This is a genomic window from Type-C symbiont of Plautia stali (assembly GCF_059730935.1).
This window is the reverse complement of the sequence record NZ_AP035924.1, coordinates 21,850-34,935: the sequence shown is the minus strand read 5'-3', so window position 1 is coordinate 34,935 and position 13,086 is coordinate 21,850. Positions and strand designations below refer to the sequence as shown.

At 51.4% G+C, this 13,086-nt stretch carries 14 protein-coding genes; 9 read left to right on the top strand and 5 right to left on the bottom strand.

The features are described from left to right. The 4 genes from AC6I7J_RS19345 to AC6I7J_RS19330 form a co-directional block, all read right to left on the bottom strand. Entirely contained in the window at positions 1-990 is a 990-nt protein-coding gene (locus AC6I7J_RS19345; RefSeq protein WP_021508774.1) for an ABC transporter permease, read from the bottom strand. Then, positions 983-2,503, bottom strand: a complete 1,521-nt coding sequence (locus tag AC6I7J_RS19340; RefSeq protein WP_498007481.1) for a sugar ABC transporter ATP-binding protein — start codon at positions 2,501-2,503, stop codon at positions 983-985. The genes AC6I7J_RS19345 and AC6I7J_RS19340 overlap by 8 nt, the downstream gene beginning before the upstream one ends. 257 nt (positions 2,504-2,760) lie before the next feature. Then, on the bottom strand, positions 2,761-3,747 hold the full coding sequence (locus AC6I7J_RS19335; protein WP_031279943.1) for an autoinducer 2 ABC transporter substrate-binding protein: 987 nt from the start codon (positions 3,745-3,747) through the stop codon (positions 2,761-2,763). A 473-nt stretch (positions 3,748-4,220) separates the two neighbouring features. Next, positions 4,221-5,555, bottom strand: coding sequence for an aminotransferase-like domain-containing protein (locus AC6I7J_RS19330; protein ID WP_394516372.1), 1,335 nt, complete (start codon positions 5,553-5,555; stop codon positions 4,221-4,223). Between the two features lie 94 nt (positions 5,556-5,649). Here AC6I7J_RS19330 and AC6I7J_RS19325 point away from each other — a divergent pair, with 94 nt between their 5' ends. The 3 genes from AC6I7J_RS19325 to AC6I7J_RS19315 all read left to right on the top strand — a co-directional run bounded on the left by AC6I7J_RS19325 (position 5,650) and on the right by AC6I7J_RS19315 (position 7,891). Further along, positions 5,650-6,552 carry a DMT family transporter gene (locus AC6I7J_RS19325; RefSeq protein ID WP_104187684.1) on the top strand — a complete coding sequence of 301 codons (903 nt, stop codon included), beginning with the start codon at positions 5,650-5,652 and terminating at the stop codon, positions 6,550-6,552. A gap of 153 nt (positions 6,553-6,705) precedes the next feature. Continuing rightward, positions 6,706-7,116, top strand: coding sequence for an ASCH domain-containing protein (locus tag AC6I7J_RS19320; RefSeq protein WP_164861081.1), 411 nt, complete (start codon positions 6,706-6,708; stop codon positions 7,114-7,116). A 337-nt stretch (positions 7,117-7,453) separates the two neighbouring features. Continuing rightward, positions 7,454-7,891 (top strand): VOC family protein, encoded by a 438-nt coding sequence (locus tag AC6I7J_RS19315; protein ID WP_104187682.1) that lies wholly within the window; start codon positions 7,454-7,456, stop codon positions 7,889-7,891. A 158-nt stretch (positions 7,892-8,049) separates the two neighbouring features. Here AC6I7J_RS19315 and AC6I7J_RS19310 read toward each other — a convergent pair whose 3' ends face one another. Next, entirely contained in the window at positions 8,050-8,799 is a 750-nt protein-coding gene (locus tag AC6I7J_RS19310) for a DeoR/GlpR family DNA-binding transcription regulator (RefSeq protein ID WP_394516371.1), read from the bottom strand. An 80-nt stretch (positions 8,800-8,879) separates the two neighbouring features. On the opposite strand from AC6I7J_RS19310, the gene AC6I7J_RS19305 reads away from it, so the two are divergent. From AC6I7J_RS19305 to AC6I7J_RS19280, 6 genes are all read left to right on the top strand, one after another. Continuing rightward, complete coding sequence (locus AC6I7J_RS19305; protein WP_394516370.1) at positions 8,880-9,473, top strand: NUDIX domain-containing protein; 594 nt, start codon at positions 8,880-8,882, stop codon at positions 9,471-9,473. Next, the gene (locus tag AC6I7J_RS19300; RefSeq protein WP_215481087.1) at positions 9,467-9,820 is read left to right on the top strand and encodes a DUF4406 domain-containing protein; all 354 of its coding nucleotides are present in this window, start codon (positions 9,467-9,469) and stop codon (positions 9,818-9,820) included. Before AC6I7J_RS19305 ends, AC6I7J_RS19300 begins: the two co-directional genes overlap by 7 nt. Before the next feature lie 317 nt (positions 9,821-10,137). Continuing rightward, a complete protein-coding gene (locus AC6I7J_RS19295; RefSeq protein ID WP_215481089.1) occupies positions 10,138-11,004 on the top strand; it encodes an AraC family transcriptional regulator in 867 nt (288 codons plus the stop codon). A gap of 77 nt (positions 11,005-11,081) precedes the next feature. Next, positions 11,082-11,732, top strand: a complete 651-nt coding sequence (locus tag AC6I7J_RS19290; protein ID WP_058759240.1) for a LysE family translocator — start codon at positions 11,082-11,084, stop codon at positions 11,730-11,732. 91 nt (positions 11,733-11,823) lie between these two features. Beyond that, positions 11,824-12,519, top strand: a complete 696-nt coding sequence (locus AC6I7J_RS19285; RefSeq protein WP_215481091.1) for a DJ-1/PfpI family protein — start codon at positions 11,824-11,826, stop codon at positions 12,517-12,519. A 193-nt stretch (positions 12,520-12,712) separates the two neighbouring features. After that, positions 12,713-13,024 (top strand): hypothetical protein, encoded by a 312-nt coding sequence (locus AC6I7J_RS19280; RefSeq protein WP_021508785.1) that lies wholly within the window; start codon positions 12,713-12,715, stop codon positions 13,022-13,024. The last annotated feature ends 62 nt before the right edge of the window (positions 13,025-13,086 follow it).

Below are 13,086 nucleotides of genomic sequence, written 5' to 3'. Positions count from 1 at the left end.
TCACATCCCCTTCGCCAGTTTGCGTTTTTCGTTCCACGCGGTGCTGCTAATGCTGACCAGAATGATCGCGCCGCTGAACACCTGATGCCAGTAAGATGAAATGCTCAGCAGGGTCATGCCATTTTGCAGGAAGGCCAGCAGCATCACGCCCAGAATGGTGCCGGTTAGCGAGCCGCGCCCGCCGGTCATGCTGGTGCCGCCTAATACCACCGCCGCCAGCACCGTCAGTTCATAACCGAGCAGGGAATTAGGTGCCACCGACTGGGTAATTTGCGCCTGTACCACGGCAGCAATACCCGCCAGCAATCCCATAAAACCGTAAACGTAAAAATGCAGTCGCAGGATGTTCAGACCAAGACGCGATGCGGCGTCACGGTTGCTGCCCATGGCGTAAATCTGGCGGCCCACGCGGGTGCGATTCATCAGGACGCCGGTAACGATGATCACCCCCAGCAGGCAAAGCAGCGGCAGGGTCAGGCCATAGTCGTAACCGTCGGCGGCGGTGAAGGAGAACCAGCTGATCCCGTTCATAAACCAGTCGGGGAAACCGTACAACCAGGTACCGTTAGTCAGATACACCAGCAAACCGTAAAACAGGTTGAGCGTCGCGATGGTGATAATGATGGCCGGCACGCGCAGCCAGTACACCAGAAAACCGTTGACCAGGCCGAGCAGCAACCCGATCCCCATCGACATGGCAAACGCCAGCGGAAAGCTGCCGCCGTGATGAATGATGTAGCTCGCCATCACGTACTGACCGATGGAGGTGACAGCGGGAAAGGAGATGTCGATGCCGCCGGCAATCAGCACCACAAACAGTCCACAGGCCAGAATGCCCAGAATGGCATAGCTGGTGGCGACGTCAGTCAGGTTACCCAGCGTCATAAATTCACTGCTGCTGGCGCTCAGACCCACCACCAGCAGCAGCACCAGTAATCCCAGCCAGAATTCGTGCTGGGTAAACAGTTTCGATAGCGATTTGTTACCCATTAATCACCTCCGCAATCTGCGCTTCGCTGCTCTGGTGCGGCGCGAACTCCGCTACCAGTTCGCCTTTGCGCATCACCAGCACGCGATGGCTGTTGTAATACGCTTCCGGGATTTCATCGCAAATCATCAGCACCGCCATGCCGGATTCCGCCAGATCGCGGGCAATGCGGTAAATGCCTTCCTTATTGGCAATATCCACCCCTACCGTTGGTGAATCGAGGATCAGGATATGGGGCCGCGTCGCCACCCATTTGGCGATGGCGATACGTTGCGCATTGCCGCCGGAGAGCGTTTTAACCGGTAAACTGCTGTCCGGGACTTTTATATTCAGGTCACGGATCAGGTCCTTAACTACCGCCGCGGCTTTGCGGTGATCCATCAATCCGGCGCCGGTATGCAGCTTGTCGAAAATCGATACCAGCGTGTTGTCATAAATGGATTGATCCATGATGAGCCCCTGTGTCAGCCGGTCTTCCGACACATAAGCGATGCCGTGACGAATGGCGTCGCGGTTAGAGTGGAATTTCACCACCTTGCCGTTAATGCGGATCTCTCCGCTGTCCGGCTGGCTCATGCCAAACAGGCTCAGACAGAGTTCCGTGCGGCCCGCACCGAGCAGGCCGATAATCGACGTGATTTCTCCCTGGCGCAGCGACAGCGAAATATCGTGGTACTGCCCTTTGCGGCTCAGCTGGCTGATTTCCAGCAGTGGCGTCACATTGGCCGGCGCCCGGTGCGGCAGGTGGCTATAGGTGAAACGCTGCCCGGTCATCAGGAACGCCAGTTCATGGCTGTCGAGTTCACTGGCCGGATAGGTGCCGACCAGTTTGCCGTCGCGCATCACGCTGATACGATCGGCTACTTCCATCACTTCATCGAGACGGTGACTGACGAACACCACGCAGATACCGGCAGCTTTGAGTTCATTCACCACCCGCAGCAGACCATTCACCTCGCTGCGGGTCAGTGACGCCGTCGGTTCATCCATAATCACCAGACTGGCGTCAGCAGCGATGGCACGGCATATTGCCACTAACTGGCGGTCAGCGATCGACAGCTTTTCAACTTTACGATCCGGATCCAGAGCAACGCCGACCCGTTGCATCGCCGCCAGCGCTTTTTTGCGCATTGACTCGCGATGTACCCAGAAATCACCGCCCGGTAAATAGCGGTGAATAACGATATTTTCGGCGACTGACAGATTGGGAAATAACGACAAATCCTGATAAATAACCTGAATGCCGTAATAAGAAGACAGCTGTGGCGTCAGGGTATGAAAAAGTTTTCCGTCCAGCGTAATGGCCGCGCCCTTTTCCGGTTGATAAACCCCGGAAATGACTTTAATTATGGTGCTTTTGCCGCAGCCATTCTGCCCGGCCAGACAATGCACCTCACCTTTATTCAGCGTCAGGCTGACATTATCCAGTGCTAATACGCCGGGGAACTTTTTACTGATTTTTTCGAGGCTGATAAAGGCCTCAGCATTGGCGGGGGACGTGCTGAGCGTATTCATCATAGTTCCTTAAGCCTGCCCATCCTATTTCCAGCCGGGTGTTGGCGATGCTCGCTTATCCGAATCATTTATTTATATCTCATCGAATTTCACTGACTTTCGCCGCGCCTGACGCGAATTATTCAGGGAATATGTTTTCAATCTCTGAGTAGAAGTTCAGATACAGCACAACATACAACGCCGTATCTGTTTCTATTTGCCTGGTGTGGCGCTGGAGATAATCTATCTCCGTTAAATTAAGGTGTTAAACATTCTGATCAGAAGCCAAGTGATTTCGCATTCTCTGGCGTTACTTCAAGAATTTTATTAAAGCGAATCACTTTCTTATCCATATCGACGTCGGCTTTGCCCAGACCTTCAATGCTCAGGTCTTTAGTGACTTCTTTACCCTGCAGCAGCTGATCGGCAACCGAAACCAGGGCGTAACCGGCATCTTTTGGATCCCACAGCAGGACTTTCTTAATGTCACCGCGCATCAGGTATGGCGCAGCCTGAGCGGGCATAGCGATCCCGACAACCGCGATCTTATTTTTCGCGCGCTTCTGCTGAACCGCCTGACCGGCACCAATCGGACCAAGGGAACCGAAACCGATAATTCCTTTCAGATCAGGATAGGTTTTCATCAAATCCAGCGTGGTGGAATATGACTTATCAATATTTTCAGCCACTGGCAGGCGTGACGTGACTTCATGCATGTCCGGGTATTTTTCTTTCTGATATTTGATTGCCGCATTGGCCCACGCATTATGTAATGGCACGGTCAAAGAGCCGACATAAATGGCATAACCGCCTTTGCCACCCATATCTTTTGCCAGCTCGTCCATATTGGCTTCCGCATATTTCTGGCTGTCGATGGTTTCGACATCCCACTGACCAATTTGCTGGTCCGGCGATTCATGGGTTAATACCACGATGCCCTGGTCGCGCGCTTTTTTCAGTACCGGCTCCAGTACTTTGGCATCGTTTGGCACCACAATGATGGCGTCAACTTTTTTGGCAATCAGATCTTCAATCACCTTGACCTGCTGCGCCGGATCGGGCGTGGAGGCGCCAACCTGATAGGCGTTAACATCCAGTTTCTGCGCGGCTTCTTTTACGCCGACTTCCATGCGGGTGAACCACGGAATACCGGTAACTTTGGCCACCACGGCGATATCGTAAGGTTTGGCAGCGAATGAGGGTGTTGTGAATAACATGCACGCTGAAACCACACATGCACTGACTAATGCGAGGTTAAATTTCATTTTGGTACCTTTCTGATGAGGTTCTGATATTGGGAACAGGCGGTTGCTATTTAATTCACGCTCAGAGATTAACTTACCCGTACATAGGTTTTCGCGCAGATGTGATGGAAATGTGAGCAAAGCCCATAAATGCTAAATTATATAACTTTAAATGTTAAATAAATGTTAATAGATAGAGGATTCTGGCACGATTTAGAGCTTTATGATAGCTTTCACTGCTATTTTGCAACATTAAAACATCTAATTATTAACAATAAAGTTACATATAAAACACCACGCTAAGGGTTTTACGACTGAAAAGTCACCGCGGTGTCTTTTAAATTGCACGGATTGTGAACAGCGTCACGGGAGCAGGCGCAGAGGTTTTGCACTGCCTGTGCAGATGCCCGGGCACGATGAAACCACATCCGCACCAGAGGCAGGTCGGACATGCACGCAGCTATAATTCCTTATGAGCGAGGAGCGGACAGCGCTCAAAGATCAATCTCATACTCAATAGCCTCTTTAATTTTCGCCAGGGCCTCGCTCAGCTGATTCATCGTGACTGAGCCAAGAGCCAGACGAATAGCATGCGGCACACAGTTTGAGGTGCTGAAGGGTTCTGCTGTGGAAACAGAGATATGTTGCTGCATCAATCGGTGAACAAGCCTGTCAGCCCTTACTTCCTGAGGCAGTGATAGCCAGATAAAGTAAGAGTTGTCATGGCTTACCCATTCACAGTTCACAAGTATTTTGCGCGCCAGCGCCTGCCGGTGACGCGCGTCCCGTCTTTTCAGCGCCTCAAAGCGTTTAAGTGTGCCATCTTTAATCCAGTCGCAGACAATCGAAACCATGAGGGAGGGAGTATTCCAGGTCGTTGCCCTGATGGCTCGCTCCAGGGCAATTCGCATTTCAGCGGGACACACCACGGCACCGACGCGCAGGCCAGTGGCGACACTTTTAGCAAAACCGGTAACATAAACGGTTCTTTCGGGCGCATAAGTGGCAAGCGGCGGCGGTGGACGACGGACAAGAAATGCATAGGCCGCGTCTTCGATGATAAGAAGATCGAACGTTCTGGCAATCCGGGCCAGCTCCCTGCGCTGGGCATCATTCATAACCCAGCCAAGCGGGTTATGCAGTGTTGGCATGGTATACACCGCGCGCAGGCGCCGGCGTTGGCAGATTTGCCTGAATGCCGTCAGGTCCGGTCCACTGGCATCAGCGGGTATCGCCACCAGCTCCAGATGATAGAGGCTGGCCAGGGCTTTGAAGCCAGGATAGGTCAGAGCATCTACAGCCACCACATCCCCGGGTTTCAGCAGCCCCATAACAGCAACGCTAAGACCGTGCTGCGCGCCATTTACAATCAAAACCTCATCAGCAGACGCGGTCATGCCGGAGGCATTGAGCCATAACGCGATTGTCTCCCTGTCGCTTTGCCTGCCAGCGTGCGGCTGGTAACGCAACAGTGAAGCCAGATCGCCAGATGTGGCCAGCTGTCGCATTGCCTGGCGTAACCGTTCCGCCTGGTCCGGTAGCGTAGGATAGTTGAAGTTCAGATCGAGCACGTCAGACGCCACTGCGTGCTGATCCAGACCCAGCCCGGCGGGCAGCGAAATTTCCCTGACAAATGTTCCTCTTCCGGTTTCTCCGCTCACCAGCCCCATGGCTTCCAGCTCAGCGTAAACGCGGGTAGCCGTTGCCAGTGACACGTGCTTTTCAGCCGACAGCGCTCTGTGGGTAGGCAGGCGGGCGCCCGGCAGGAGCGCGCCTGTTCGTATCGCGGAAGCGAATTCATCAACGATGACTTTGTATCGAGCTTTCATGAATTGTATCTATGACAATTATTTGATTGTCCTGAATGCTGGTACTTAGCATGGGGGCTGTCAACGTTATCTGTTAAATCATTTATCGAACTTAATGAGGTCTGTTGTGACAGTTACCAGGGTAAAAAATACACATTCTGGCCTGAAATCAGGTTGGCTGAACGGGCTGACCGGCGTGATCATCTTCAGTGGCTCTTTGCCCGCAACACGCATAGCAGTGCGGGAAATGGATCCCTTTTTTCTGACTTTTTCACGCGCTTCAATTGCCGGTGTACTGGCCATTATGCTGATTCTCTTTTTAAGTCAGGCTCGTCCTCAGCGGCATCAGCTGATTTCTCTGGTTGTCGTTGCTGCAGGTGTAGTGGTTGGTTTTCCTCTTCTGACAGCCATGGCGCTGCAGCACGTTACCTCGGCTCACTCTATTGTCTTCCTCGGTCTGCTACCCATGGCGACGGCTATTTTCGGCGTTGTCAGAGGAGGCGAAAGGCCCAGGCTGGCTTTCTGGATTTTTTCAGTCGCCGGCAGCCTGCTGGTGATGGGATTTGCCCTACTCCAGAAAGGTTCTGTATCAGTAACCGGCGATCTTCTGATGCTGGCTTCCGTGATTGTGTGTGGCCTCGGCTATGCCGAAGGTGCAAAGCTTTCGCGTGAATTGGGAGGATGGCAGGTTATCTGCTGGGCACTGATTATGTCCCTGCCGCTGATGCTTGTTGCCACCCTGGAGACCTTGCCGGAGAACATGGGCGAAATAAGCCTGCAGGCGTGGCTTTCACTGGGATATGTATCGCTGTTCAGTATGCTGATTGGTTTCATTTTCTGGTACAGGGGACTGGCTGCGGGCGGCATCGCCGCTGTGGGACAATTACAGTTGCTGCAGCCATTCTTTGGTCTCGGACTTTCAGCAACGTTACTGTCTGAAACGGTAAGGCCGATGATGATTCTCATAACACTGGGCGTGATCCTGTGTGTCGTTGGCTCGCGCAGGTTTGCAGATTAGTCCTTAGCCTCCTGTCGTCTGGATTTACGTAAGTGTCCGCGTTGGGCAAAAAGTGAACCACAATATGCGACGATCAGCCTGATTCTTAATACCGGAACAGTTCATGCTATAAACGATTTAACTTTTCATTCACCGACGATTGAGGGAATTTTCATGTTTGCGGTTGAGGAAATAAAAGTGAAGTATCCTGGCGCAGATGCCTGGCAAATGGGTGACAGCGCGGAACTGGCCAGCAAGCTGGCAGAACTGGTAAAAAAAGGCATCAAAACTGCTTCCTGCGGATCGTTTACCGCTTACCAGCAGGAGGAGTCTGCTCCGAAGATTGGGAGCTATAACATTATTCTTGATGGTCAGAATACCCCGGTCTGTGTGATCAGATTGATTTCACTGCGGCTGGTGCGTTTTTGTGATGTTACAGAAGAGTTTGCCCGCAAAGAAGGTGAAGGCGATTTAAGTCTTGAATTCTGGCAGAAAGAACACCAGCGCTTTTTTAGCCGTGAAGGTCATTTTTCAGAAGATATGGAGTTGATTGCTGAAGAATTTGAAGTGGTGGAAGTGCTGTAAGATCAGGCAAATAATTAACATTTTATCGGCGGCCATCAATAATAATGTCCGCTTTTAGCCTACAGAGGACTTAGCACAAGTCCATTTCTGCTATGAGCGCGAAGCGGTCATCCGCTGTTTATCGACAAAAATGCAGGCTTATAGCGTGGTTGCTTATTTATCAATGGGAAGCTGGTTTCTGTACATCTGTTGCTGTGTATGAATCGTAAATACATAGTTTAAACCGAATTGCATAGTGCTTGTTCCTGTACAAATCCCATCGCATTTATTGTGTAGCAATAAAGCTTTCATTTCATATAGTTGGATGGTCAATTTTCGAAACTCAGCAGGTAATCGAATGATCTTAAGTGTTAATCACGTTGGTTTTTCAGTTAAAAACATTGAAGACTCCGTGTTCTTCTGGACTCATATCCTTGGAGGTGAATTAATACGCGAAGGAAAAATGTCTGGACCCATAATCGATGAAGTCACAGGTGCAAGGGGAGCTGATGTACGGATGGCTTTGCTTGAACTGGCTGGTATCAAAATTGAATTACTACAATATAGTAATATAGAGCAGCCAGCAGAACCTTCAGCACCTTATATCCCAGGCTACGCTCACCTTGCTTTTACAGTTGAAGATCTTGATACACTGTTGAGCAAAGCATCGGACTATGGCTGGAAGACGCCGGGTAAACCTCAGACAGTGTTGTCAGGCCCCATGAAGGGAACCAGAGTAATATATTTACAAAGCCCTGATGGTCAGACGCTTGAATTAATGGAGCTTAGTCATTGAAGCCCATAGATTATCATCTGTTATCCTCTAATTAAAACAGTGACGTTTTCGATGTCCGCTTCTGACACACAGCCGACAACAATCGCTTTACCCGGCCGGCCATTGAAGATCACCAACCGATCTGTTTCGCAGATGCGTCAAAAAGGCAGCGTAGAACACTACATCAGCGAGACATGCTTCTGCTGTAAAATCTGGCGCATTTCGGCATCGGGCTCGCCATCAACAATCAGCGTACTGGCCAGATCCAGCTCCCCAATTGCGAAGGCAGAGGCGGAGTTGAGTTTCTCTTTTGACACCATGACAACGGTCTCGGCGGCTCTCCCCGCCAGCGCGCGTTTTATGCCGGCCTCTTCATAGTTGCCGGTCGTGAGGCCGGCGGTTTTATGCACACCGGTGACGCCCATAAAAAACAGATCAGCATTAATACGCGCAGCTGCCTCATGAACAGCCGATCCCACTGCGACCACCGAGTGGCGATAGAGCAGCCCGCCCAGGGTTATCACTTCTACCCGCGGAAAATCCACCAGTGCAACTGCAATACCGGGGCTGTGGGTGATCGCCGTGAAAGCCAGGTCTGCTGGTAGCAACTGCACCAGTTCTGCTGTGGTGGTTCCGCCGTCAATAATCACCACCTGACCGGGTTGAATCAGCTTCACCGCCTTTTGCGCCACACACTGCTTGGAACTCATTTGCACGTTTTTGCGTTTTTCGAAGGATGCCAGAGCGGCTGACACCGGCAGCGCGCCGCCGTGCACGCGCTGTAACAGTCCTTCAGCGGCCAGCTCCCGCAAATCGCGGCGTATTGAGTCCTCGGATATGCCAAAACGCTGACTGAGCTCACCTGACATCACCTGATTTTCAGCCGCCAGAATCTTCAGAATCTGTTGTTTACGCTGGCTCGATAGCATAATTACCCGCTCACGTTTTTTCTTGAATTTGCACGATTATGCATGATAGCGTCTATTTTGTCATCTTCAGGAGGCAAGCTATGCAGCAGAAAATACGCAATATCCGTGAGCAGCTATTGTCCGACAACTGGTACACCCTGAAAAAATACAGCTTCGAACTGCAGCGCCGTGACGGCTCGTGGCAGGAGCAGCAGCGTGAAGCGTATGACCGCGGTAATGGTGCCGTCGTGCTTCTCTATAACCGCCAAAAACGCAGCGTGGTGCTGACCCGCCAGTTTCGCTTGCCGGTTTTCATTAATGGTCACCACGGTTTTTTGATTGAAGCGGCTGCCGGGCTGCTCGATAACGCTTCGCCGGAAACCCGCATTGTCGCGGAGGCAGAAGAAGAAACCGGTTACCGGGTGCAGCATATTGAAAAAGTCATGGAAGCCTTTATGAGTCCGGGTTCGGTTACCGAGAAACTCTATTTCTTCATCGCCGAATATGCTGATGACGATCGCCAGAGCAAAGGCGGTGGCCTTGCCGATGAGGGCGAAGATATCGAAGTACTGGAATGGCCCTTGGCTCAGGCGCTGAGCGCAATTCGCAGCGGGGAAATTATGGATGCGAAAACCATAATGTTACTGCAATACGTTGCCATGAATGTCCATTTTGAGGAGCCAATACCATGCTGATCCTGATTGCCGGCCCTGTGCGCAGCGGCACCGAAGGAGACCCGGTTTTAATTGACGCGAATATGCGGAAATTAGACGAAGCCGCACTGCAGGTTTATCACAAAGGGCATACGCCGGTAATTGGAGAATGGCTGGCATTACCTCTTGCCGCCGCCGCAGGTTCACAGGCAATCGGTGATGAAATCAGTGAGGCTTATCTTTATCCGGTTGCACATCGGCTGATTCAGCATTGCGACGCGATCTTACGTATGCCGGGCGCGTCGCAAGGCGCCGATCACGATATACGGATTGGCAGAGAACGCGGGTTAAAAATTTATACTCACATAGATGAGATTCCGATCGGGTGATTATGCTTTCACTGGATGGCGACGATGCCCGCGCGGCCATTCAGGCTTATGGACATTTGGCTTGTCGCCGTCATTCAAACACGGGTATTTTTCGCGAATAAAACAAACCTATTGATGCCCGGAAAATATGCCACTATTGCAGATGGTGGTTTCTCTGCATCATCTGTTGCAGTGATTCATAACACCGGGCGGCCCTATCCGCAGCAGGCTGACAACATCGTGCCAGTCTGAGTCAGGCATTTGAATTAATGCTATCGTGTCTGGCTTAACGCCTCACAGGCATGACAACGATAATTGGTACCAGGATGGAAACAGGCATGCTCATTCCGTGCACATCCCCTTCCGACTGCGATTGCGATAATGACAGCGCAGCCACTCGTACAGAGTTCTGGCGCGATCCGTCGCTGGATTTTGTCGAAAGTCGTCGCGCGTGTCACAGCCGCGCATGTTACAGACCACACAGTCATCCAACCTTTTCAATTGGCGCAGTTGACGCAGGCGGCAGCCTGTTCACAGGCGCATCCGGTGGTCCCTGTTCTTTAAAACCTGGAATGATGGTTTTTATTCCCGCCGGCGCGGTTCACTCCTGTAATCCATTGCCTCACAAGCATTGGAGCTATCAGATGTTACATATGGATGCCGCGTGGTTAAATGCTTTACTTGCTGAAATGGACGATGTTTCAGGCGGCTTCATCAGTCAAGGTGAAGTTCGGGTGACGAATAATCAAGAGCGCTATCATCGCTTCTGTGAACTGGATAACCTCCTGTTTTCGACTGCCAGTACAGAAGACAAAAATACAGCGCTAATCGAGTTTATTGGCGACAGTAAATATGGCACCGGCCCGGTGAAAGCCTTTCCTGTCATGACGTCTGACATCAGTCGGGCATTACACAACGTGATTGAAGTATTGCAGCAGGCTGAAAGGCAGCCGTGGGCGTTGTCGGAGCTGGCAAACCTCTCGGGCATGAGTCGTTATCAGCTCATCAGAGCATTTCGCGCTGCGACTGGCATGACACCGCATGCTTATCAGCTTAATTTGCGCATAAACAAAGCACGTCACTGGCTTCAGTCAGGCTGTGATATTACCGATATCGCTTACCGGCTGGGTTTCGCTGACCAGAGTCATTTTCAGCGCGTATTTAAGGCCCACACTGGCGTGACGCCAGGCTGCTATCGAACCTGAGCAAGTGCAATTTTGTTCAATACAATCCTGCCCGGGAGTTGCACCCTGTTAAAAATTTTTAAGAGGGTAATACCGTGTTGCAGCAATTTCTTATCGTGGCAGCAGCGCATTTTCTGGCGTTGCTGTCGCCTGGCCCGGATTTTTTTCTCGTGGCACGCACCTCAATCAGAGCCGGCTGGCGGCGCGCCGCCAATGTCTGCCTGGGGATAGCCATAGCGAACGGCGTGTTTATACTGGCTGCCTTCAGCGGTATCACGCTTTTCCATCCTGAGAGCATCAGTTTTATCGTTATTCAGCTCGCGGGCTGTGCTTATTTACTCTATGTCGGTCTGCTTTTTATCCGCTTTGCTGGCATGAGCTCATTGTCTGCCTGCAGCGTCAAAACAGCGGAATCAGTAACTCAGCCTGCTGGTGCCTCGAACCATTACCGTGAACTGGGCATGGGTTTTCTCTCCGGAATACTCAATCCCAAGAATGCGCTGTTTTACGTGAGTCTGGCCACGCTTATTGGTGGCGGCGATGCGATGGTGAATGTGAAAGTCGTCTATGGCATATGGATGTTTAGTGTCGTGCTGCTATGGGATTTACTGGTCGCCGCTTTCATTGGCAATCGTCTGGTACTTCAGCACTTTTCCCGGTTATTACCCTGGCTGGAACGTATCTCAGGAATGATGTTGATTGGCCTGGCATTGAGTGTCATCGTGGTTAATTTAATTTCGATAGTCTGACAGACAGTAACGGGTTTCCATTTTTTATTGCACAACCATTGCCTTTGCTGATGGCAAAGCCACTATCACCTTTTAGATGAAGGCATTATTTATGAATGATTCTGCATCAACATCCATCGGTCTGCTGCTGTTCCCTGCGCTTACGCAGCTTGACCTGACCGGTCCGTTTGAAGTCTTTGCGCGGGCACCAGACACGAAAGTGCATCTCATCTGGAAAAATCTGGACCTTGTGGTGTCAGACCGGGGGATGGCGATTCAGCCAACCACCACGTTCGACGCGTGTCCCGCGCTGGATATCATCTGTATTCCCGGCGGGCCGGGGCAGATAAACCTGATGGAGGATGAAGAAGTCCTTTCGTTTATCCGGGCTAAAAGTAAACAGGCGAAGCTGGTAACGTCGGTATGCACCGGATCGCTTGTGCTGGGCGCGGCCGGGCTTCTTGAGGGATATAAAGCGACGACACACTGGGCTTCGCTGGATCAGCTGGCGCTATTGGGCGCAGAGCCGGTAAATGAGCGCGTTGTACGCGACCGCAATCGCATAACGGGCGCCGGTGTGACTTCAGGTATCGATTTTGCCCTCAGCGTCGTATCAGAGATGTTCGGACCGGATATCGCGCAAAACATTCAGCTGCATATGGAATATGACCCTGCCCCGCCCTTTGACTGTGGCTCGCCCCGCTCCGCATCTGAAGAACAGCTAAAAAAAGCTCAGCAACAGGTTGCGCCATTTATTGAAAAGCGGCGACAGGCAACGTTGAAAGCCGCAGGCAGACTGCAGAAATAACGGGTCGGCACGGAGCGGACTTCCCCACCGACGAATGCCTCGATGAGCGAAAAACGGACCTACAGGTAAGAGTAAATAGGCTTTTGTCGTCATAAATTTATTTTGCATTAAAGAACGTGCCCTACAGAAATTACACCGTTAAGTGGCTTGCGATGTTAGGGTGACATCCTTGCCACATTAAGAGGAAAAACGAATGATTGTAAGGACCTGGCACGGTTGTGTTCCACTCAAACACGCTGAAGATTTTGCGAAACACCTTGAGAAGACAGGTGTGAAACATTCACGAAGCATTGCAGGGAATATAGGCGCTTATGTGCGCAGAGAAACACAGGGCGACTGGGAGCATTTCTTTCTGGCAACTTACTGGAAGGATCTGCAGTCAGTAAAGACCTTCGCGGGAGAAAACTATCACGTGGCAGTGACGTATCCGGATGACGAACAATTTGAGTTACTTTCCGATCCATACGTTTTTCAGCACACCGTGGAAACCGTTTTACCGCTTTAGCCCCCTTTTCAGGGCGACCTAACGGTTGTCCTGATTCGTCTCTAAGTTGATTCGAAGCGTCA